We start from the raw sequence: 22,602 nt of genomic DNA, 5'->3' as shown, positions 1-22,602 counted from the left end.
CGAAAGGGGACGCGCCATGCCCGAGACAACCGCCAAGAAAAAGCCCAGCCGAATCCAAAGGCGCAACCGCCGTGTGATCCTGGATGCGGCGCTTGATGTGTTTTCGACCTACGGGTTTCGCGGGGCCACGCTGGATCAGATCGCCAGCGAGGCGGGGCTGAGCAAACCGAATATATTGTATTATTTCAGTGGGAAGGAAGAAATCCACACGACCCTGCTGAGCCAGCTGATGGAGACATGGCTCGACCCGCTGGTCGAGCTGGACGCCGATGGTGACCCGCGCACAGAGCTGTTGGATTATGTGCAGCGCAAACTGGATATGGCACGGGATCTGCCCCGTGAAAGCCGCTTGTTTGCCGGTGAAATTTTACGCGGTGCGCCCCATATGGAGCCGCGTTTGCAAAGCGATCTGAAACCGCTGTTCGACGAGAAATGCGCGGTTATTTCCGATTGGATGGCGGCGGGAAAGATCGCGCGGATGGACCCGCGCCATCTGATTTTCTCGATCTGGTCGACCACGCAACACTATGCTGATTTCGCGCCGCAAGTCGCGCTGCTGCTGGACGGCGATGCCGATCAGCACCAGCAGGCGTCGGACCATCTGCGACTGATGTTCTCGACGCTGTTGACCCCCGCCGCGCCGCAACAGTAGCGGCGGGGGCAAGGGTCACTCGGCCGCAGTGGCGGAGGGGTTGTTGGGGTGCGTCGTCCAGTTGGCGTAATTCGGATCGACGGGCTTGCCCGTGCGCGGGTCCGTGGTGCCGGGGGCCAGCTCCACCATCGAGATACAATCCTCGACCGGGCAAACGTTGACGCAGAGGTTGCACGCCACACATTCGTCGTCGATCACGCTGAAGGTGCGATCTTCGGACATGGCAATTGCCTGATGCGAGGTGTCTTCGCAGGCGGCAAAGCAGCGCCCGCAGGAGATACACAGATCCTGATCGATCTTGGCCTTGGCGACATAGTTCAGGTTCAGCTGGTTCCAGTCGGTCACATTCGGCACCGCACGGCGCACCAGTTGATCGACCGAAGTCATCCCCTTGTCGTCCATATATTCCGACAGGCCCGAGATCATCTCTTGCACAACCTTGAAACCATAGGTCATCGCCGCCGTGCACACCTGCACGTTGCCCGCGCCAAGGGCCAGAAACTCTGCCGCGTCGCGCCATGTGGTCACGCCGCCGATGCCGCTGATCGGCATATCCGCCGTCTCGGGGTTGCGCGCGATTTCCGCCACCATGTTCAAGGCAATCGGCTTTACCGCCGGCCCGCAATAGCCGCCGTGGGTGCCTTTCCCGTCGATCATCGGTTCAGGCGCGAACAGGTCCAGATCAACCGAGGTGATGGAGTTGATCGTGTTGATCAGGCTCACTGCATCCGCGCCGCCGCGTTTGGCGGCCTCGGCGGGGTAGAGCACATTCGTGATGTTCGGCGTCAGCTTCACGATCACCGGCATGCGCGTGTATTGCTTGCACCAGCGGGTGACCATTTCGATATATTCCGGCACCTGCCCCACAGCCGATCCCATGCCGCGTTCCGCCATGCCATGCGGGCAGCCGAAGTTCAGCTCGATCCCGTCGGCACCGGTTTCCTCCACATGCGGCAGGATCGCTTTCCACGCTTCCTCCTCGCACGGGACCATGATCGACGCGATCAGAGCGCGGTCAGGGTAATCACGTTTCACCGCTTTCATCTCGCGCAGGTTCACCTCCAGCGGACGGTCGGTGATCAGCTCGATGTTATTGAGCCCCAACAGCCGCCGGTCCGCGCCCCAGATCGCGCCGTAGCGCGGGCCGTTGACGTTGACGACGGGCGGGCCCTCCATGCCGAGGGTCTTCCACACGACACCGCCCCAGCCTGCCTCGTAGGCGCGGCGGACGTTGTATTCCTTGTCCGTGGGTGGCGCGGATGCCAGCCAGAACGGGTTGGGGCTTTTGATGCCCACGAAGTCGCTTCTTAGATCAGCCATTTGCGTTCTCCTGTAGGGGCTTAGCCCGTCAATACCATGTGAATGTCCATCGCCGCGTCGCGCCCTTCGGCGACAGCGGTCACGGTCAGGTCGTCGCCGCCACTGGCACAATCGCCACCGGCCCAGACCCCGTCGACACTGGTGCGTCCGGTGCCATCCACCTTGATCTTGCGCGCCTCCACCGTGGGCAGCGCGTCGCCCTGAAGGGTCTGGCCGATGGCCTTGAACACCTGATCCGCGGGCAGGCGCAGGGTCTGACCCGTGCCATTCATCTGGTCGTCGACATATTCGAATTCGATCTCGCGCACCGCACCGTTGCCGATCACGGCGACCGGCGTGGCATGGGTCACGATCCGCACGCCCTTGGAGGCCGCGAGATCCTGCTCGAACACGCTGGCGTTCATCCGGTCGCGCCCGCGACGATAGACCAGCGTCACATTGAGCGCGCCCAGCAGTTTCGCCTGAATGGCGGCATCGATCGCGGTCATCCCGCCGCCGATCACCACCACGTCACGACCGATCGGGACCGCAGCCACATCGCTCGCCTGACGCAGGTGAGAGATGAAGTCGACCGCATCCAGCACGCCGGTCTTATCCTCGCCCTCGGCCCCCAAGGCGTTCACACCGCCAAGGCCCATACCAAGGAACACGGCGTCATAGTCGGCCCGCAAACTGTCCAGCGTCATCGCCACCCCAAGGGCTGCATTGTTCTGCACGGTGATGCCGCCGATCTTGAGCAGCCAGTCCACTTCGGCCTGCGCGAAGCCGTCGGGTGTCTTGTAGGTGGCGATCCCGTATTCATTCAGACCGCCGGGCTTGGGCCGCGCGTCAAAGACGGTGACATCATGCCCCATCATCGCCAAACGGTGCGCACAAGACAGCCCCGCCGGACCTGCACCGACCACGGCCACGCGCTTGCCCGTCGAGGCCGCGCGTTCAAACGGATGCGCGCCCTGTGCTTGCAGATGGTCGGTGGCATAGCGCTGAAGCTCGCCGATCTTGACCGGCTTGCCCTCGGCCACTTCGCGCACGCAGGCCTGTTCACAAAGCTGTTCGGTCGGACAAACGCGGGCGCACATACCGCCCATGATATTCTGGCTCAGGATCGTTTTGGCGGCGGCATCCGGTGTGCCCGTGGCGATCTGCCGAATGAAGAGCGGAATATCGATATCCGTCGGGCAGGCCGTGATGCACGGCGCGTCGTGACAGAAGTAGCAACGGTCCGCCGCGACAAGCGCTTCGTGCACATCCAGTGGCGGGTGCAAATCGGAAAACTGCGCGGCATAGGCGTCGGCGTCCAGCCGTCCGGCAGCCACCCCCGGTTCAAAGATTTTCTGCGACATTTTTTTATCCCTGCTGTCACTATTTATGCTGAAACGCTCCCACGGAATGATTTTTTTATCAACTGGTAAAATTATTTCATAACTGTGAAATTTCTTGCGCAAATGCCCGCCGGTTACGCGTTTCGGGGCAAAAACTCTTGATTTTGTCCTATTTGGCGCCAAAGTCAGAGGTGCGACGCGAAAGACTTTCGACCCCTCAGCCCTCCGGCGCTGGTGCGATCAAGTTCTGACCGAGCCACGCTGCCGCATAATGTGGGCAGGACAAACACGAGGAGAAACGGGGCATGGCGACTGGCACCGTAAAATGGTTCAATACCACAAAGGGATACGGCTTTATCGCGCCTGATGGTGGCGGCAAAGATATCTTTGTTCACATCTCGGCGGTTGAACGCGCTGGCCTGACCGGGCTTGCCGACAACCAGAAGGTGACATTCGACGTAGAAGCGGGCCGTGATGGCCGCGAAAGCGCCGCGAATATCGCATTGGCCTAACCGGCCCAAAACCGGTTCATAATATTTTTGACGACGGGCGCTTCGGTGCCCGTTTTTTGTGCAAAACTACTCGTTTTCGTTGATCTGATCGATCAGCGTCAGCACTTTCGGGCCCAAAGCATCAACGATTCTCGTGACGCCTTGCGCGTTCGGATGCACCCCGTCGGCCTGGAAAAACCCGCGCGCCTGCGCCAGATCTGGCGTCTCGCCATTGTCGGACAGGCCGCCAAAGAAGCTGCCCATCAGGCTCGCGTCATATTGCGCGGCCAGATCGGGATAGATGCTGTCAAAGGCGGTTTTATAGTCGGGGCCAAAGTTGCCCGGCGCGGTCATGCCGACCAGCAGCACTTCTACCTTGGCGTCTTGGGCGGCCTTCATGATTCCATCCAGATTGGCGCGGCTGACCGCGGGGTCGATCCCGCGCAACAGGTCATTCCCGCCAAGGGTTACGATCATGCCATCGACCTCGGGCGTCATGGTCCAGGCGACCCGCGCCAACCCGCCAGCGGTCGTATCCCCCGACACGCCTGCGTTGATCACCGTCACATCCGCACCGTTCTGATCCAGCCAGTTTTGCAACTGTGGCACGAACCCGTCCTCGGCGGGCAGACCGTAGCCCTGCGTCAGACTGTCGCCCAATGCTGCAATAACAAGCGGTTCCGCCAGTGCGGGACCTGATAATACCAGAACAAGTGCCGTCGTAACCTTGCGCATCATGGTCGAACCTCCATATCCAACAGGGACCGTATTTCAAAAGGCAGCCCTATGACCGACCCGGTGTTCCAGCTTCAAGATGCATCCCTGAAACTGAATGGCAACGCCGGAAAGGTCGACATCCTACATGGGATCACGCTGGACGTCGCACAAGGAGAGACGGTCGCCTTTACCGGTCCATCGGGGTCGGGCAAGTCTTCGTTGCTGATGGTCATGGGCGGGCTGGAGCGTGCGACCGGCGGATCGGTGCGCGCCTTGGGCGAAGACCTGAGCACCCTGTCCGAAGATGGGCTGGCCAAATTCCGCCGCGGGCGGATGGGCATCGTGTTCCAGTCCTTCCACCTCATCCCCACCATGACCGCGCTGGAAAACGTCGCCACCCCGCTGGAACTGAACGGCGTCGCGGACGCCTTTGACCGGGCCGAGGCAGAATTACACGCGGTGGGTCTGGGGCACCGGCTCAACCACTATCCCGCGCAGATGTCGGGCGGCGAACAGCAGCGGGTTGCACTGGCCCGCGCCTCTGCCCCGCGTCCGGCGATCCTTTTGGCGGATGAGCCGACAGGGAACCTCGACAGTACCAATGGTGCCGCGATCATGGAGTTGTTGTTCGATCTGCGCGAAAAACATGGCGCGACTTTGGTGTTGGTGACCCACGCCGATGAATTGGCCGCGCGCTGTGACCGGGTCGTCACCCTGACCGACGGGCGGATCGTCAGCGGGACAGGCGCATGAGCCTGCGTCTGGCCGGCCGCTTTGCCCGCCGCGAGATGCGCGGGGGGCTGCGGGGGTTCCGTCTGTTTCTGGCCTGCCTCGCCCTTGGCGTCGCGGCAATCGCTGCCGTCGGCTCTGTCCGCTCTGCGATCGAGGGTGGCTTGCAGCGCGAAGGTGCGGCCCTGCTTGGTGGCGCGGCAGAGATTGATTTCACCTATCGTTTCGCCACCGATGACGAACGCGACTGGATCGAGAGCCAAGCCAGCGCTGTGTCTGAGGTTGTCGAGTTTCGGTCCATGGCTGTCGCGGGTGACGGGGCCGCCGCTGACCGTGCGCTGACGCAGGTGAAGGCGGTCGATGATCTTTATCCGCTGGTGGGAGAGATGGTGCTGGAACCGGCGATGCCGCTGGAGCAGGCGCTTGGGCTGGAAAACGGCCTGTCCGGCGCGGTGATGGAGCGCGCCTTGTCCGACCGTCTGGGCCTGTCCCCCGGCGACACCTTCAAGCTTGGCGTCAAGGAATTCCGCCTCTCCGCCCTGATCGTGCGCGAACCCGACAGCGCCGCCAGCGGCTTTGCGCTTGGCCCGCGCACGCTGCTTCGGACCGAGGCGCTGGACGGGGCCGGCCTGCTGGCGGAAGGGACGCTGTTCAACTCCAAATACCGGATGCTGCTGCCTGCCGATACCGACCTTGATCAACTGCGCTCTGCCGCCCGTGCGCGGTTCGAAAACAGCGGGATGCGCTGGACCGATGCGCGCAACGGGGCACCGGGGGTGTCGCGCTTTGTCGAACGGTTGACGGCGTTTCTGATCCTTGTGGGCCTGTCCGGTCTGGCTGTGGGCGGTGTGGGCGTATCGGCTGCGGTGCGATCTTACCTCACCGGCAAGACCGAAGTCATCGCAGTGCTCCGAGCGCTAGGGGCAGACCGTGCGACGATCTTCCAGACATACTTCATGCAGATCGGTGCCCTATCGCTTCTGGGGGTCGCCATCGGCGTGGTGCTTGGGGCGGTGGCCCCGCTGGTCTTTGCGCCGCTGATCTCTGCGCGGCTGCCGATCCCTGCGGCCTTTGCCATCTATCCCGCACCATTGGCCGAGGCAGCGATTTACGGGTTGCTGACCGCCTTTGCCTTCACGCTGTGGCCGCTGGCCCGCAGCGAGAACATCCGCGCAGCGACCCTGTTTCGCGACGCATGGGACGGGGCCGCGCGTTTTCCGGCCCCGCGCTATGTGGCGATTATCGTGATGACCGTGGCGCTGCTGGTCGCGCTGGCGGGGTGGTTCAATGGCAGTTGGTGGCTGACGCTCTGGACTTTGGGCGGCATCGCAGGCGCGCTCGGGATCCTCACGCTGGCAGCGCTGCTGGTGCGGTTCCTCGCACAGCGCGCTGCGGTTCTGGCACGCGGGCGACCGCGGCTGCGTTGGGCCCTCGCCGCGATTGGCGGCAGTGGCGAAGGTGCCGGGGCCGTGGTGCTCTCGCTGGGGCTCGGCCTGTCGGTGCTGGCCGCCGTGGGGCAGATCGACGGCAACCTGCGGCAGGCGATCTCGGGCAACCTGCCCGATGTGGCCCCGTCGTATTTCTTTGTCGACATCCAGAAAGACCAGATCGACGGCTATACCAAACGGCTGACCGATGACCCCGCCGTGCGCCGCATCGACAGCGCGCCGATGCTGCGCGGCGTCGTGACACAGATCAACGGCAAGCCCGCCAAAGAGGTCGCGGGCGATCATTGGGTGGTGCGCGGCGACCGCGGGCTGACCTATGCCGAGGCCCCCGATGACGACACGGTGATCACCGCGGGCGAATGGTGGGCACCTGACTATGACGGCCCGCCGCTCATTAGCTTTGCCGCCGAAGAGGCCGAGGAGATCGGGTTAGAGCTTGGCGATACGTTGACCATCAACGTGCTGGGGCGCGACATCACCGGCACCATCGCCAGCTTCCAAGAGGTCGACTTCTCGACCGCGGGGATCGGGTTTATCCTGACCATGAACCCCGCCGCCCTGAACGGCGCGCCGCATACCTATATCTCGACCGTTTATGCCGATGCAGAGGCCGAGGCACCGATCCTGCGCGATCTGGCCACCGCCTATCCCAACATCACCGCGATCCGCGTGCGCGATGCGATCGACCGCGTGGCGGCGGTGCTTAGCGGGTTGGCAGCGGCGACATCCTACGGCGCGGCGGCTACTCTTCTGACCGGCTTTCTGGTATTGATCGGGGCAGCCGCCGCCGGGGCGGATGCCCGCCGCTATGAAGCCGCCTTGCTGAAAACGCTGGGGGCCTCGCGCCGCAGCATCGCCGCCAGCTTTCTGATGCGTGCCGCTCTGCTGGGGCTCTTCGCCGGCGCGGTTGCCCTGCTGGCAGGTATCTTGGGCGGATGGGCCGTGAGCCGCTTTGTGATGGACACCAGCTTTGCCGTGGTATGGCCTTCGGCGCTGTTGATCGTCACTGGGGGCGCGCTGGCGTCGATCCTTGCCTCGCTTGGCTTTGCGATCAAAGCCTTGAACGCCAGACCCGCACAGGTGCTGCGCGCCCGCGAATAGATGGAACCGATAGACCGAAAGAGGGATACAACAATGACGCAGACCACCCAGACACTGCCCGCCCCCCTGCCACCCGTTCTGACGGCAGCCCAGCAAACGCATGTGGTGAATGTCCTGCGCCGTGCCGCACGCGCCGAGGTGCTGCCGCGTTTCCGCAACCTTGCCCCGGCTGACATCGACACCAAATCCGGCCCCCATGATCTGGTCACCGCTGCCGATCTGGCGGCCGAGGCAATGATCACCCGCGCCCTCGCCACGGCCTATCCGGATGCGCTGATCATCGGAGAAGAGGCGGTATCGGCCGACCCCGCCCTGCAGGACAAGATCGCCGACGCCCCGCTGGCCTTTATCCTTGATCCCATCGACGGCACATCGAATTTCGCCCACGGGCTGTCCACCTTCGGCATGATCCTTGCGGTCACGCGCTTTGGCAAACCGGCCTTCGGCGTCATCTATGACCCGGTCAATGACGACTGGGTGATCAGCGATGACACCAGCACCCCGCGCTTTGAACGCGCCCTTGGGCAGTCGCGCCCGCTGCGGGTCAGCATGGGCAAACAGATCGAGGACCTCAGCGGTTTCGTCCCGCTGGGGAACTTCAGCAAAGAGCTGCGGGTCAAAGTCGCGGCCACCATGCCCAGCTTTGCCAAGGTGAACTCCCTTCGTTGCTCGGCGCATGAATACCGCACTGTCGCCCAAGGGCACGCCGATTTCGTGCTCAGCGGGACGCTGCACCCTTGGGACCACGCAGCCGGCGCGTTGATCTGCGCCCAAGCCGGTGCCCATGTCGAGATGCTGTCGGGTGGCCCCTATGACGCGACGCTGCGCACAGGGCATATTCTGGCGGCACCGGACAAAACGACATGGAACCGCCTGCGCAAGGTCTTTGCCTTCCTCGCCGACAACTGAGCCCCCAATGCAAAACGGGCGCGAGGTTTCCCCCGCGCCCGTTCGATCACATATATAGGGAACAGCTTACTCAGCCGCCTCTGCGTATTCCTCCATCGGGGGGCAGGTGCAGATCAGGTTACGGTCACCATGCACGTTGTCGACACGGTTGACCGGAGGCCAGTATTTGTCGACGCGGAACGCACCGGGGGGGAAGCAGCCCTGTTCGCGCGTGTAGGGACGATCCCACTCGCCAACCAGATCCTCGACCGTGTGCGGCGCGTTCTTCAGCGCGTTGTTCTCGCGCGGCATATCGCCGTTCTCGATTGCGCGGATTTCGTCACGGATCGCAAGCATCGCGTCGCAGAAACGGTCCAGCTCGGCCTTGGTTTCCGACTCGGTCGGTTCCACCATCAGCGTGCCCGCGACAGGGAAGCTCATCGTCGGCGCATGGAAGCCGGCGTCGATCAGACGTTTCGCGATGTCATCGACCGTCACGCCTGCGCTATCCTCGAACGGGCGCACGTCAAAGATACATTCATGGGCAACGCGTCCCGTCGGCCCCTTGTACAGCACCTCGAACGCCCCTTCGAGCCGCTTGGCAATGTAGTTGGCATTCAGGATCGCCACCCGCGTCGCCTGCGTCAGCCCGTCACCGCCCATCATCAAGCAATACGACCACGAGATCGGCAGCAACGATGGCGACCCGTAGGGTGCCGCCGAAACGGCGCCCTCACCGCCGTTCGGATGGCCGGGCACATGGGGGATAAGATGTGATTTCACGCCAATCGGCCCCATGCCGGGGCCACCGCCCCCATGCGGGATGCAGAAGGTCTTGTGCAGGTTCAGGTGGCTGACATCCCCGCCGACATCGCCCGGACGCGCCAGACCGACCATCGCGTTCATATTCGCCCCGTCGATATAGACCTGCCCACCGTGATCATGGGTGATCTTGGTCACCTCGGTCACGGTTTCCTCGAATACGCCGTGGGTCGAGGGATAGGTGATCATGCAACCGGCAAGGTTCTCGCTGTGCTTTTCCGCCTTCGCGCGGAAGTCATCCAAGTCGATGTCACCATTGGCCGCCGTCTTGATCACGACTACCTTCCAGCCGACCATATTGGCGCTGGCGGGGTTGGTGCCATGGGCCGACATGGGGATCAGGCAGATGTTGCGATGCCCCTGCCCGTTGGCACGGTGATAGGACGCAATCGCCAGAAGGCCGGCATATTCCCCCTGCGCGCCAGAATTCGGCTGCATGGAAATCGCATCATACCCCGTGATGTCACAAAGCTTGGCCGACAGGTCGTCGATCATATGCTTGTAACCAAGCGCCTGATCCTGCGGCACAAACGGGTGGATCATCGAAAACTCGCGCCAGCTGACGGGCATCATCTCCGCAGCCGAATTCAGCTTCATCGTGCAGGACCCCAGCGGGATCATCGCGCGGTCCAGCGCCAGATCACGGTCGGCCAGACGGCGCATGTAGCGCATCATCTCGGTCTCGGCGCGGTTCATGTGGAAGATCGGATGGGTGAGATAGGCGCTTTCACGTAGCATATCATCGGGGAACCGATACTGCGCCTCGAATTTCTCGTCGCTGCGGCGGATGCCGAAGGCGCGCCAGACAGCTTCGATCGTCTCGGGCACCGTCCGTTCGTCCAGCGTGATGCCGACACGTGTTTCACCGACGCGGCGCAGGTTGATGCCTTCGTCCACCGCGGATTTCATGACTGCAGCCTGCAAGGGGCCGACATCAACCGTCACCGTGTCAAAGAAGGATTTGGGATCGACTTTAAAGCCGGCCTCCTCCAGCCCGTTCGCCAAGCGCACCGCCTTGCGATGGATGCGTTGCGCGATGGCCTTCAGCCCCTCGGGCCCGTGGAACACCGCATACATCGACGCCATCACCGCCAGCAAAGCCTGCGCCGTGCAAACGTTAGAGGTCGCCTTTTCACGCCGGATATGCTGCTCGCGGGTCTGAAGGGACAGTCGGTAAGCGCGGTTGCCGTGGGCATCAATCGACACACCCACAATCCGCCCCGGCATTGCACGCTTATAGGCATCCTTGCACGCCATATAGGCCGCATGCGGACCGCCATATCCTTCAGGGACGCCGAACCGCTGAGTGGAGCCAACGGCGATATCGGCCCCCATGGCACCGGGTTCTTTCAGCAACGTCAGCGCCATCGGATCAGCGGATACGACGCCCAAGGCACCTGCCTCATGGAGCGCGGCCATATGGTCGGTAAAGTCGCGCACATGGCCGTAGGTGCCAGGGTACTGGAACAGCGCCCCGAAGACAGCGCTCGCGTCCATCTTGTCAGGGTCGCCGATGATCACCTCGATATCCAGCGGGGCTGCGCGGGTCTGGATCACGGCGATGTTCTGGGGGTGGCAATCGCGGTCGACAAAGAACGCCTTGGCCCTTGATTTCGACAGGCGCAGCGCCATGGTCATCGCCTCGGCACAAGCCGTCGCCTCGTCCAGCAAGGACGCATTGGCGACCTCAAGCCCGGTCAGATCGCTGACCATGGTCTGGAAGTTCAGCAATGCCTCAAGACGCCCTTGGCTGATCTCGGGCTGGTAGGGGGTGTAGGCCGTGTACCATGCGGGGTTTTCAAAAATATTGCGCTGGATCGCAGGCGGCGTCACCGTGCCGTGATAGCCCTGCCCGATCAACGAGGTGAGCACCTTGTTCTTGCCCGCCACCACGCGCATGTATTCCAGCACTTCGCGCTCTGACATGGGCTTGCCGAAATCCAGCGGCTCTTTCTGCCGGATCTGCGCGGGCATCGTGTCATCAATCAACGCGCCAAGGCTCTGCGCGCCGACGGTTTTCAACATGTCCGACATCTCTGCCGGGGACGGCCCGATATGTCTGCGGTTGGCAAAATCATACGGCAAATATTCGGTCGGTTTGAAAACCATGGCGCGGGGCCCCTCTTCCAAATGGTATAAAAATCCCCGCCGGAGGCTCCGACGGGGGCAGCGGGATTTACCCGATGAACTTCTGATAGGCGGCTTCGTCCATGAACTCGTCCATCTGGCTCGGATCGGACGCCTTCATCTTGAAGAACCACGCATCGCCCTGCGGATCGTCATTCACCATCGCGGGGTTGTCGGACAGCGTGCTGTTGACCTCGATGATCTCTCCATCGATCGGTGCCAGAATGTCGGACGCAGCCTTGACGGATTCGATCACGACGACCTCGTCGTCCTTGCTGACGGTCGTGCCTTCGTCGGGCAGTTCGACAAACACCACGTCGCCCAGTTGTTCGGCGGCGTGGATGGTGATGCCAACGACGATCTCGTCGCCTTCAACCCGCAGCCATTCGTGCTCTTCGGTAAACTTCATTCTTTCATCCTTCGCTAGATTATCTTTTAAAATTCGCCGCAACAAAGGGCAGCTTGGCCACAGTCACCGGCAGACGCTTGCCACGGACTTCGCCCCACAGCATCGTATCAATACCCGCCTGCGCCTCACTGACATAGCCCATTGCGACAGGCCCGCCTACCGTCGGCCCGAAACTGCCCGAGGTGACCTCGCCCACCTGCGTGCCCCCTGTCGCCGCGTCAAACAGCGGTGTCCCGTCGCGCATCGGCGCACGGCCTTCGGGGGCCAGACCGACACGCTTGCGGCCGACACCATCGTCGAACGCCGTCTGAACGGCATCGGCACCGGGGTAGCCGCCCGCGCGTTCACCACCGGCGCGGCGCGCTTTCTGGATCGCCCAGGTCAGGCTGGCCTCGACCGGATTGGTGCCTGCGTCGATGTCATTGCCATAAAGACACAATCCCGCCTCAAGCCGCAGCGAATCCCGCGCGCCCAGACCAATGGGTTCCACACCCTCGACCTCCAGTAGCCGGCGGACCAGCGCTTCGGCGTGGGCCTCCGGCACCGAAATCTCGAAGCCATCCTCGCCGGTATAGCCCGACCGCGAGGCCCAGACCTCTACCCCGTCCAGCGTCAATGTGCCGAAATCCATGAACCGCATTCCGTCCGCAGCGGCATCAAGCGACGCCACAGCCGCCCCCGCCGCAGGGCCCTGCACAGCCACCAGCGCGCGGTCGGTGATCGGGGTCACGGTGATCTCTGGCTCCAACGCCGCCTTCATGCGTGCGATATCGGCATCCTTGCAGGCGGCGTTGACCACAACAAACAGGTCATCCCCACGGCGCGCGAACATCAGGTCATCCTCGATCCCGCCGGCGTCATTGGTGAAGAACCCATAGCGCTGCCGCCCGTCTTCCAGCCCCAGCACATTCATCGGCACCAATGTCTCGAACGCCAGCGCCACGGCGTCCCACGACGGGCCGGTCACCATCACCTGCCCCATGTGGCTGACGTCAAAGACGCCCGCTGCGGCGCGGGTGTGCAGGTGCTCTTTCATCACGCCCATCGGATATTGCACAGGCATGGAATAGCCCGCAAAGGGCACCATCTTGCCCCCCAGTTCCAGATGAAGATCGTATAGCGGTGTCTGTTGCAAATCGCTCATGGTCACGCGGCCTTTCCCTATCCAGAAGGCCATCGACCATACTGGCACCCAGCAGACCGCGGGAATGCAGCCTGTCAAATGCCCCCTCTGTCCTTTCGCCTGAGATCGTTATCCCTTCGGCGGACGCTGTCGCGTCACTCTCCAGAGTTGTTAGGTCCCGTTGCGGTCCTTTGGCCTGAGAGTTTCCGGGGCGGTTGCTCCTTCGGCACCGGCTTGCGCCGGTTCTCCCGTAACGGTGTGGGCAAGTGCTATGCCGGAACGCAGCGCTGCGTCAAGCAAAGTTGATAGGGCGGCGCGAAAACTTTCATCCGGTGCCGCGATATTGGGCAGTGCGTCGGGTGCTGCGCGTGCAAGATGTGGACATCATCGCGCAGCGGCGCCAAAACACCCGCATGACACCATATTTTTTCGGCTATGGCAGCCTCGTAAATCGCAATACCCACGCCTACCCCGACGCCCGTCCGGCGCAGCTTCGCGGCTGGCACCGGCTTTGGGTGCGCATCGAAGGGGCGTCGCATGTGTTCCTGAGCGTCCTGCCCGAAGAAGGCACCGTGATCGACGGGTTGATCGCGGCGGTCCCCGGTGCGGACTGGGTGGCGCTGGATACACGCGAAACCAACTATGATCGCATCGGATCGAACGGGGCGGTGGTGCATGACATCATCCCGGCCCCCGATATGGCACATTATTCCGTGCCCACAGACACCCATGTGACATCGGGCGACCATACCATCCTGCTCAGCTATCTTGATGTGGTGGTGCAGGGGTTCCTGCGCGAATATGGCATCGACGGGGTGCAGCGCTTCTTTGACACGACGCGGGGCTGGGATACGCCGATCCTGAATGACCGCGCCGCGCCAAAATACCCGCGCGCGCAAGAGCTTACCACGCAGGAAACCGCGCTGGTCGACCAGCATCTGACCCGCCTATCGGCGCAGGTGCAGTAGCGACATCAACCGCCCGTCGCGGGCGAAAACCTCTGGCTTGGCGCGTTTGCGCTGTCCGCCTTGCGCGATCATCCGCCGCGCGAGCACCCAGGCCAGCGCCCCGAACAGCACCCCCGCCGCCGCCTGCCCGATCAGTACACCGGGGGCCCCGAACAGCAGGCTGCCACCCCAGACCAGCGGGATCATCCCCAGCGTGTTGCGACCCCAGTTGGTCACGGTCGAATAATAGGGGTGGCCCATATTGTTGAACGCCGCATTCGACACGAACAACACACCGTTGAAAAAGAACGCCAAGGACAGCGGCCCGCAGAACAGATAGATCAACGTCAAGGTGATCCCCTGCGCATCAAACATCGCCGCCAGCGGCGCGCGGAAGGCAAACAGCGCGGCCGAGATCACGACGATCACCAAAGCGGCAAAGCTGACCCCCGCGGCATAGGTCCGCTTGACCCGCCCCAGATCGCCCGCGCCAAAGTTCTGCCCGATGATCGGCCCTACTGCCCCTGACAGGGCAAAGATCACGGCAAAGGCAACCGGCATCATGCGGCTGACAATCGCCATGCCTGCGACAGCATCCTCGCCATAGGCCGCCATTGCACGGGTCACATAGGCCTGCCCTACCGGCGTGGCGACCTGCGTCAGAATGGCGGGCACCGCGATGGACAACACGGGCATCAGATCGCGCCATAGCCCCGCGGGGCGCGGCATCGCGATCCCGCCATAGTGGCGCACAATTGGCATCAGGGCGGTATAGGCAATCACCACCCGCGCCACAAAAGACGCCCAAGCCGCACCGGTCAGCCCCAGATCGAAGGTAAAGATCAGGATCGGATCGAGAATGGCATTCACGATGCCCCCCGCAATGGTCGCCATCATCGCCCGCCGCGCATCCCCATGGGCCCGCAGGATCGCGCTGCCCATCATACCAACCATCAGAAATGGCACCGACGGCACGACGATCTGCAGGAAATCCACCGCCAGCGCCGCCGTCTCACCGCCAGCGCCGACCCATCCGACCAGCACATCCAGCGACAGGAACACACAAAGCGCAAAGATCACGCCAAAGACCGCGCCATAGCACAGCGCATGGGTCGTCCTCTCTGTCGCGAGCTGCGCGTTGTCCTGCCCCAAGGCCCGCGCGACCAAGGCCCCCGCCGCGATGCCCAATCCGATCCCGAAGGAGGTGGTGAAAAACAGGATCGCACCGGCATAGCCGATGGCCGCCGCCAGCTCTGCCTTGCCCAACATAGAGATGAAAATCATGTCGACAAAATCGACAAGGAACACCGCCACCAGCCCGACAGAGGCCAGCAAAGACATATTGGCGACATGCCCGAACAGATTGCCCGACAAAAATTTGGCGCGCCCATCAACCATGATAGACGCGCCCTATGTCAGCCGACAGCGGCTTCATTTTGCCAGATAAACTCTCGCCGAAGGCTCCCGAACTTGCGCCCGTGAACCCGGCCCGTTTCACCCGCGTGCCTTCACGACTTGCAGCAACGGCAGCACCGCCCCCATGTCGGGGCCGTGGGGTTTACCAGTCAGCGCCAGACGCAGCGGCATGAACAGCCCCTTGCCCTTGCGGCCGGTCTGCTCTTTCACGGCGGCCGTCCATGTGCCCCAGGTGCTTTCGTCAAACTCGCCCTCGGGCAGAAGCGCCAGGGCTTCGGCGACGAATTCTTTATCCTCGTCTGCGATCACAGGCTCTGCGCCTTCGCTGAACATCTGCCACCAACCTTTCAGATCGTGCAACGTGGTGATGTTTTCGCGGGTGACCTGCCAGAACAGCGCGGCTTTATCCTCGGGCACACCAAGGGCTGCGATGTCGCCTGCGACGGCCTCAAGTGGGAGGGTCTGCAGATAGCGGCCGGTCATGGGGAACAGGTCCTCGACGTCGAATTTGGTCGGCGCTGAGCCGAAGCGTTCGATGTCGAAACCGTCGATCAGGCTCTCCATATCGGTGCGCAGTTCAATCGGGTCCGAAGAGCCCAGGCGCGCCATTGTCGACAGCAGCGCAAAAGGATGCACACCGCGCTCGCGCAAGTCGCGCAGCGCCAGAACGCCCAGACGTTTCGACAGCGCTTCGCCCTGCGGGCCAGTCAACAGCGAATGGTGCGCAAAGGTCGGCACGATGCCGCCAAGCGCTTGCATGATCTGGATTTGTGTCGCCGTGTTGGTCACATGGTCGGACCCGCGCACGACATTGGTCACACCCATTTCGGTATCGTCCACGACCGACGCCAGAGTATACAAAATCTGCCCGTCGCCGCGGATCAACACGGGGTCGGAGACCGATGCCGCATCGATCGAGATATCGCCCAGGATACCGTCCTTCCACTCGATCCGTTCCTGATCCAGCTTGAAACGCCACACACCGGGGCCGCGTTCGTCGCGCAGCTTGGCTTTTTCCGCATCCGACAGGTTCAGCGCGGCGCGGTCATAGACCGGCGGCTTGCCCATGTTGAGCTGTTTTTTGCGCTTGAGGTCCAGCTCGGTCGGGGTTTCCCAGGCTTCATAGAAACGCCCGATCTTGCGCAGCTCGTCCGCGGCGGCGTGGTATTTGTCCAACCGCTCGGACTGACGCTCAACGCGGTCCCAATGCAGGCCGAGCCATGTCAGGTCTTCTTTCAGAACGTCGACGTATTCTTCCTTGCTGCGCACCGGATCGGTGTCGTCGATCCGCAGGATGAACTCTCCGCCGTTCTTGCGGGCGATCAGATAGTTCATCAGCGCCGTGCGCAGGTTGCCTACGTGGATATAGCCGGTCGGGGACGGGGCGAAGCGGGTGATGGTCATTGGGTTCTCCTGATTGGCCGCTGGCTTGTCACAGCGCGGCACCATTGTCTAGATAACGTGCAGCGTCGCCCGCGCGGTCAACTGGGGTCGCGCCAGCGGTTCACGATGGGATAGCGGCGGTCCAACCAGAACGCGCCCTTGGTCAAACGCGGACCGGGGGCGGACTGGAACCGTTTGTATTCACTGATATAGAGCAGGTGTTCGACCTTTTTGGCAACCTCGCGGTCAAAGCCCGCTGCCACGCAATCGGCGATGGACCCGTCATCATCCACAAGGATCGTCAGCATCGCGTCCAGATCGGGATAGTCGGGCAGGCTGTCGCTGTCTTTCTGATCCTCGCGCAGCTCGGCCGAGGGCGGCTTGTCGATGATGCGCGGTGCGATCACTTCTCCCTCCGGGCCCTTCATCCAGTCGCGGTGGTTCTCGTTGCGCCAGCGGCAGCTGTCGAAGACGCGGGTTTTATACATATCCTTGATGGGGTTATAGCCCCCCGCCATGTCACCATAGATCGTGGCGTAGCCCACCGCCACCTCTGACTTGTTGCCTGTGGTCAAAAGCATCTCGCCGAACTTGTTGCTGACCGCCATCAACAGCAAACCGCGCAGGCGCGACTGGATGTTTTCCTCGGTCAGGTCTGGGGTGGTGCCGTCAAACAGCGGGGCCAGCGTGTCGGTGATCGCGGCACGGCCCTGCGCAATCGGCACATAGTCGTAGCGGCAGCCTAGCGCCTTGGCGACGGTTTCAGCATCGTCCAGCGAGGCTTGGGAGGTATATTCGGAGGGCAGCATCACACAGCGCACATTATCGGCGCCAAGCGCATCCACAGCGATCGTCGCCACAATCGCCGAATCGATCCCGCCCGACAGACCCAGCAGCACTTTCTTGAACCCGGTCTTGCCCATGTAGTCGCGCAAGCCCTGCACCATGACGCGGTAATCCTGCTCAAGGTCCGACGGCATATGCGCCTTCTCGCCCTCGACAACGCGCCAGCCTTCGGGGGTCTGTTCAAGATCGACATGCGCGATCTGCGCGTCAAAGGCGGGCATCTGGAACGCCAGCTTGCCGCCGGGGTTCAGCGCAAAGCTCGCCCCGTCAAAGACCTGATCATCCTGACCGCCCACCATATTGAGATAGATCAGCGGCAGTTCAGTCTCGACCACGCGGGCGACCATATGGTTCAACCGCGTCTCGAATTTGCCGCGATAATAGGGCGATCCGTTGGGCACCAGCAGGAACTCCGCCCCGGTTTCGGCCAGCGTTTCGGCCACATCGGGGTGCCATGCGTCTTCGCAGATCGGGCTGCCGATGCGGGTATCGCCAACGGCATAGGGCCCACCCAAAGGCGCGCTGTCGAAAATGCGCACCTCGTCGAACACGGTCTCGTTCGGCAGGTTGTGCTTGAAGACACGGCTGGCGATCTTGCCGTTTCTGAGGATCAGATAGGCGTTATAGAGCTTGGCCCCTTCGACCCAGGGCGCACCGATGGCCAGCGCGGGCCCATCAGCACAATCAGCCGCCAGCGCTTCGAGGTGGGTCATCACATCCAGCTGGAACGCCTGCTTCATCACCAGATCTTGCGCGTTATACCCGGCCAGGAACATCTCGGGCAAAGCAACCAGATCGGCGCCTGCCTCTTTGCCCTGCGCCCAGGCCTCCCGCGCGAGGTCTGCGTTTCCGGCCAGATCCCCGACGGTGGGGTTCAACTGGCCAAGCGTGATGCGAAAACGCGATGTCATAGGGCGGTCCTTCGATAATCTACGCAAGTGATGTAGCAGATCACGCGCCAAGTGAAAGGCCAAGGCGCACCGCCGGGCAAAAGACGATTGCCCCCTTGCAGGCCATTGAATAGGCTAAGCGTTAACAAACTCGCCCGCCGCTCTTGGCCGCACTCTCTTTTGAAAGTTGCTGTATGACGAAATTGACCCTGACCCCGCTGATCCTTTGCCTTGGGCTGCTGCCCTTCCCCGCGCTTGCGCAAGACGGCGAGGTTCAAAGCAAGCAATACGACGATGGCGGCGTCTATGAGGGGACGTTCAAGGACGGCGTACAGCACGGGACCGGCACCTATACGCTGCCCAACGGCTATGAATACGAAGGTGCCTGGGTAGACGGAGAGATCAAGGGCAAAGGCGTCGCGCGTTTCCCCAACGGGTCTGTCTACGAGGGCAACTTTGAAAAGGGCAAACCGGACGGTTTCGGCAAGATCACCTTTGCCGATGGCGGCACCTATGAGGGCGAATGGGAGGCCGGTGCGATCACCGGTCAGGGCATCGCTCTTTATGCCAACGGGGTGCGCTACGAAGGGTCGTTCCGCAATGCCAACCACCACGGCAAGGGCGTCATGCAATCCCCCGGCGGGTATGAATATCAGGGCGACTGGGTCGATGGCGTCAAGCAGGGCGTGGGCAAGATCACCTATCCCGATGGCGCGCTCTATGACGGTGACATCGCCGATGGCGAACGCAATGGCACGGGCACGCTGACCATGCCCGACGGGCTGACCTATACCGGCCAGTGGAAAGACGGGCAGATCGACGGCACCGGCACGCTGACCCAACCCAATGGCGATGTCTACGAAGGCGATCTGGTCGCCGGTCAGCGCCAGGGCACGGGCAAGGTGACCTATGCCAATGGCGACACCTACGAGGGCGGCTTCGAGGACGACCGCCGCGAGGGTCAGGGCACGTTCACCGGCACAGATGGCTATGTCTACACCGGATCATGGGTTGCCGGGCAGATCGAAGGTACGGGCAAGGTGACCTACCCCGACGGCTCTGTCTACGAAGGCAGTTTCCGCGATGATCTAGCCGATGGGGAGGGCAAGATCACCTATCCCGACGGATCAACCTACGAAGGGTCATGGGTCGCGGGCGTGATCGAAGGCGAAGGCCGCGCGACCTACCCCAACGGCATCGTTTACGAGGGCGGGTTCAAGAACGCGCGCAATGACGGTCAGGGCGTGATGACTTATGCCGACGGCTATAAGTATGACGGCAGCTGGAAAGACGGCCAACGCAACGGCATGGGCACCGCGACCTACCCCGATGGCACCGTCTACACCGGCGGCTTTGTCGACGGGCTACGCGACGGCACGGGCAAGATCACCATGCCCGATGGTTTCACCTATGACGGCCAGTGGTCCGGCGGAGAGATCGAAGGCACCGGCACCGCCACCTACCCCAATGGCGACATCTACGAAGGCGCGTTCGAGGGCGGCAAACGTCAGGGTCAGGGCACCATGCGCTATAAATCGGGCGAGGAAGTCTCGGGCCAGTGGGTAAACGGCGCGCTGCAAGAAGCGGGCACAGCCCCTGCCGAAGATGCTGGTGCGGCAGCCACTCCAGACGCCACGGATGAGGCACCGGCAGACGCCGACACTCCGTCAGAGGCACCCGCCGACAGTACGGACGAGGCTGAAAGCAACGACGGCTAGATCACCTCGCCCGCGTCCAGACGGGCGAGCAAGGCATCGCCTTCGGCCAGAACTGTCTTGCGTTTGTCGGCGTCCATCCGGTCCCACGTGCGGTACATATTGCCCATGCGCGGATTGTTCGAGAACCGGTCGCGATGGCGGTCCAGAAAGTGCCAGTAAAGCAGGTTGAACGGGCAAGCGGTGTCACCCGTCTTTGCGCTGACTGAATAGTGGCAGCTTTTGCAGTGATCCGACATGCGGTTGATATAGGCCCCGGACGAGACATAGGGCTTGGACGCGATAACGCCGCCGTCGGCGAATTGGCTCATGCCGATGGTATTGGGGGCCTCTACCCATTCAAAGGCATCGGCATAGACCGCCAGATACCATTCATGCACCTGCGCCGGATCAATCCCCGCCAATAGGGCAAAGTTGCCTGTCACCATCAACCGCTGGATATGATGCGCATAGGCTTGGGTCCTGGTCTGCCCCACGGCCTTGGCCACACAGTTCATCCGCGTTTCGCCACCCCAGTAGAACCACGGCAGGTCGCGGTCGTGCCCCAGAATATTGCGGGCGGTATAGTCCGGCCCTTCAAGGAAATAGATGCCGCGCACATACTCGCGCCAGCCGATGATCTGCCGGATGAACCCTTCGGCGGCGTTGATCGGCGCATGACCTGCGGCATAGGCGTCGGCAGCGGCCTTGCAAATCTCGGTCACGTTCAGCAACCCGATGTTGAGGTAGGGCGACAGGATCGCGTGATACAGGAATTCATTCTCGTTCAGCATCGCGTCTTGATAGTCCCCAAAACGTGGCAGGGCATTCGCGATGAAATGGTCGAGCGCTTGCAGCGCCTCGGCGCGGGTGGTGGCGAACCAAAAAGGCTCTAGCGCGCCGAAGTTATCGCCGAAACGCGCTTGAACCAGCTCCAGCACTTCGCGCGTCGTGGCATCGGGGTCGAACCGCAGAGGGCCATCTACGGTGACATCCTCGGGCGCGGCTTTGCGGTTGTCATGGTCGAAGTTCCACTTGCCGCCAGCGGGTTGGTCCCCTTCCATCAGCAGGCCGGTCTTGCGGCGCATCTCGCGGTAGAAATACTCCATCCGCAGCGCCTTGCGGCCTTCGGCCCATGCCTCGAATTCGGCATGAGTGGCAAGAAAGCGGTCGTCGGGCAGCAGGTGCACCTTCAGCGGGGCGTATTTCAGCTTGTCGATCAAGCGCCACTCCCCCGGCTCTGTCGCCAGCACCTCGCTTGCCCCCGTCTGCGCGGCGCGACGCAGCAATTCCCCCACGATAGAACCCGCGTTATCCGTATCGTCCAACTGCGTATAGGCGACCGTCCAGCCGCCCTGTTCCAACGCATGGGCAAACTTGCGCATCGCGGCAAAGATCAGGGCGATCTTCTTGGGGTGATGCCGGACATAAGCCGCCTCGTCCGCGACCTCGGCCATCACGACCGTATCGCGTGCCTTATCCGCCTGCGCCAAGGCGCTGAGCGTTTCTGTCAGCTGGTCGCCCAGAACCAGCACCAAGCGCCCTACCATGGCACCGGCTTTCCGGCCCAGTCAAAGAACTGGCCTGTGTCCGCAGGCGTCAGCCCGTCGATCACAGCCAGCAGATTTTCCGCCGCCTCCGCCGGTGCGACAGCGGGATGGCGGGCAAGGTATTTCGCGGTAAAGGCGGTCTTGACCGTGCCGGGGTGCAGAGCGACGCAGATACTGCTCTTGTGACTGCGCGTCAGTTCGATCGCGGCGGTGTGCACGATCTGGTTCACCGCCGCCTTGGCGCTGCGATAGCTGATCCAGCCGCCGATCCGGTTGTCGCCGATCGACCCGACCCGCGCCGAGAATACGGCAAAGACACAAGGCGCGTCCCGCCGCAGCAGGTCGCCCGCGTGGCGCAGCACCAGTGCAGGGCCCACGGCGTTCAACGCGAATTGGTCCAACATCGCCTTCTGGCTGATGGATTTGATCGTCTTTTCCGGTGCGGCACCGGCAATCTCGAGCGCGCCTGTGGCCACCAGCACCACATCAAACCGCCCGTTCAGCGCGGTCAAGTGATGGTCCACACTGCGTTCGTCCGTGATGTCGAACCCATCGACCGACCGTGACAGCCGCGTGACCGTATCGCCACGCCCCTCGTAAGCGGCGGCCAAGGCGGCACCCACACCGCCCGACGCCCCGATGATCAAAACCTGTTTCATGCAAGGGGAGGTAGCGGAAAACAGCCCCCCTTCAAGCGCGGAAAAAAGGGCGCAGAAAAACCCTTCCC

General features: G+C 62.6%; 18 protein-coding genes and 1 riboswitch. Of the genes, 7 read left to right on the top strand and 11 right to left on the bottom strand.

Annotation, left to right across the window (positions count from 1 at the left end; genetic code table 11):
- Window positions 1-16 precede the first annotated feature (16 nt).
- Window positions 17-652 (top strand): TetR family transcriptional regulator C-terminal domain-containing protein, encoded by a 636-nt coding sequence (locus AB1495_RS07820; protein ID WP_009825997.1) that lies wholly within the window; start codon window positions 17-19, stop codon window positions 650-652.
- A 15-nt stretch (window positions 653-667) separates the two neighbouring features.
- Here the strand turns inward: AB1495_RS07820 and preA are convergent, their stop codons facing one another.
- Entirely contained in the window at window positions 668-1,972 is a 1,305-nt protein-coding gene (preA, locus tag AB1495_RS07815; protein ID WP_005851372.1) for an NAD-dependent dihydropyrimidine dehydrogenase subunit PreA, read from the bottom strand.
- Window positions 1,973-1,992: 20 nt separating this feature from the next.
- A complete protein-coding gene (locus AB1495_RS07810) occupies window positions 1,993-3,315 on the bottom strand; it encodes an NAD(P)-dependent oxidoreductase (RefSeq protein WP_074635993.1) in 1,323 nt (440 codons plus the stop codon).
- Between the two features lie 284 nt (window positions 3,316-3,599).
- On the opposite strand from AB1495_RS07810, the gene AB1495_RS07805 reads away from it, so the two are divergent.
- Window positions 3,600-3,806: a cold-shock protein gene (locus AB1495_RS07805; RefSeq protein ID WP_005851368.1), complete on the top strand. Its 207-nt coding sequence runs from the start codon at window positions 3,600-3,602 to the stop codon at window positions 3,804-3,806.
- A gap of 66 nt (window positions 3,807-3,872) precedes the next feature.
- Here AB1495_RS07805 and AB1495_RS07800 read toward each other — a convergent pair whose 3' ends face one another.
- Window positions 3,873-4,523 carry an arylesterase gene (locus AB1495_RS07800; RefSeq protein ID WP_074635995.1) on the bottom strand — a complete coding sequence of 217 codons (651 nt, stop codon included), beginning with the start codon at window positions 4,521-4,523 and terminating at the stop codon, window positions 3,873-3,875.
- Between the two features lie 48 nt (window positions 4,524-4,571).
- Between AB1495_RS07800 and AB1495_RS07795 the strand changes: the two genes are divergently transcribed.
- From AB1495_RS07795 to AB1495_RS07785, 3 genes are read left to right on the top strand one after another with little or no spacing between them, the layout of a single operon-like run.
- Window positions 4,572-5,255, top strand: a complete 684-nt coding sequence (locus AB1495_RS07795; RefSeq protein WP_074635997.1) for an ABC transporter ATP-binding protein — start codon at window positions 4,572-4,574, stop codon at window positions 5,253-5,255.
- Window positions 5,252-7,780: an ABC transporter permease gene (locus AB1495_RS07790; protein ID WP_074635999.1), complete on the top strand. Its 2,529-nt coding sequence runs from the start codon at window positions 5,252-5,254 to the stop codon at window positions 7,778-7,780. The genes AB1495_RS07795 and AB1495_RS07790 overlap by 4 nt, the downstream gene beginning before the upstream one ends.
- A 33-nt stretch (window positions 7,781-7,813) precedes the next feature.
- Window positions 7,814-8,689 carry an inositol monophosphatase gene (locus tag AB1495_RS07785; protein ID WP_074636001.1) on the top strand — a complete coding sequence of 292 codons (876 nt, stop codon included), beginning with the start codon at window positions 7,814-7,816 and terminating at the stop codon, window positions 8,687-8,689.
- Between the two features lie 66 nt (window positions 8,690-8,755).
- Here the strand turns inward: AB1495_RS07785 and gcvP are convergent, their stop codons facing one another.
- From gcvP to gcvT, 3 genes are all read right to left on the bottom strand, one after another.
- On the bottom strand, window positions 8,756-11,599 hold the full coding sequence (gcvP, locus tag AB1495_RS07780) for an aminomethyl-transferring glycine dehydrogenase (protein WP_074636003.1): 2,844 nt from the start codon (window positions 11,597-11,599) through the stop codon (window positions 8,756-8,758).
- 67 nt (window positions 11,600-11,666) lie between these two features.
- A complete protein-coding gene (gene gcvH, locus AB1495_RS07775) occupies window positions 11,667-12,026 on the bottom strand; it encodes a glycine cleavage system protein GcvH (RefSeq protein ID WP_037943184.1) in 360 nt (119 codons plus the stop codon).
- A gap of 19 nt (window positions 12,027-12,045) precedes the next feature.
- Window positions 12,046-13,170 (bottom strand): glycine cleavage system aminomethyltransferase GcvT, encoded by a 1,125-nt coding sequence (gcvT, locus tag AB1495_RS07770; RefSeq protein ID WP_074636005.1) that lies wholly within the window; start codon window positions 13,168-13,170, stop codon window positions 12,046-12,048.
- A 153-nt stretch (window positions 13,171-13,323) separates the two neighbouring features.
- A riboswitch (glycine riboswitch) is annotated at window positions 13,324-13,410 on the bottom strand.
- A 152-nt stretch (window positions 13,411-13,562) separates the two neighbouring features.
- On the opposite strand from gcvT, the gene AB1495_RS07765 reads away from it, so the two are divergent.
- Window positions 13,563-14,117, top strand: coding sequence for a gamma-glutamylcyclotransferase family protein (locus AB1495_RS07765; RefSeq protein ID WP_074636276.1), 555 nt, complete (start codon window positions 13,563-13,565; stop codon window positions 14,115-14,117).
- Here the strand turns inward: AB1495_RS07765 and AB1495_RS07760 are convergent.
- The 3 genes from AB1495_RS07760 to AB1495_RS07750 form a co-directional block, all read right to left on the bottom strand.
- Window positions 14,097-15,494 carry an MATE family efflux transporter gene (locus AB1495_RS07760; protein ID WP_074636007.1) on the bottom strand — a complete coding sequence of 466 codons (1,398 nt, stop codon included), beginning with the start codon at window positions 15,492-15,494 and terminating at the stop codon, window positions 14,097-14,099. The genes AB1495_RS07765 and AB1495_RS07760 overlap by 21 nt on opposite strands.
- Window positions 15,495-15,590: 96 nt before the next feature.
- Window positions 15,591-16,916: a glutamate--tRNA ligase gene (gltX, locus tag AB1495_RS07755; RefSeq protein ID WP_074636009.1), complete on the bottom strand. Its 1,326-nt coding sequence runs from the start codon at window positions 16,914-16,916 to the stop codon at window positions 15,591-15,593.
- A 77-nt stretch (window positions 16,917-16,993) separates the two neighbouring features.
- Window positions 16,994-18,652, bottom strand: a complete 1,659-nt coding sequence (locus tag AB1495_RS07750; RefSeq protein ID WP_074636011.1) for an NAD+ synthase — start codon at window positions 18,650-18,652, stop codon at window positions 16,994-16,996.
- A gap of 173 nt (window positions 18,653-18,825) precedes the next feature.
- On the opposite strand from AB1495_RS07750, the gene AB1495_RS07745 reads away from it, so the two are divergent.
- Window positions 18,826-20,349, top strand: a complete 1,524-nt coding sequence (locus AB1495_RS07745) for an MORN repeat-containing protein (protein WP_074636013.1) — start codon at window positions 18,826-18,828, stop codon at window positions 20,347-20,349.
- Here AB1495_RS07745 and AB1495_RS07740 read toward each other — a convergent pair.
- Entirely contained in the window at window positions 20,346-21,875 is a 1,530-nt protein-coding gene (locus AB1495_RS07740) for a cryptochrome/photolyase family protein (protein WP_074636015.1), read from the bottom strand. The genes AB1495_RS07745 and AB1495_RS07740 overlap by 4 nt on opposite strands.
- Window positions 21,869-22,534, bottom strand: coding sequence for an SDR family NAD(P)-dependent oxidoreductase (locus AB1495_RS07735; protein WP_074636278.1), 666 nt, complete (start codon window positions 22,532-22,534; stop codon window positions 21,869-21,871). The genes AB1495_RS07740 and AB1495_RS07735 overlap by 7 nt, the downstream gene beginning before the upstream one ends.
- Window positions 22,535-22,602 lie beyond the last annotated feature (68 nt).

Source organism: Sulfitobacter pontiacus, from assembly GCF_040790665.1.
Classification (GTDB): domain Bacteria; phylum Pseudomonadota; class Alphaproteobacteria; order Rhodobacterales; family Rhodobacteraceae; genus Sulfitobacter; species Sulfitobacter pontiacus.
The sequence above is the reverse complement of the archived record's forward strand: the minus strand, read 5'-3'. Positions and strand labels throughout refer to the sequence as shown.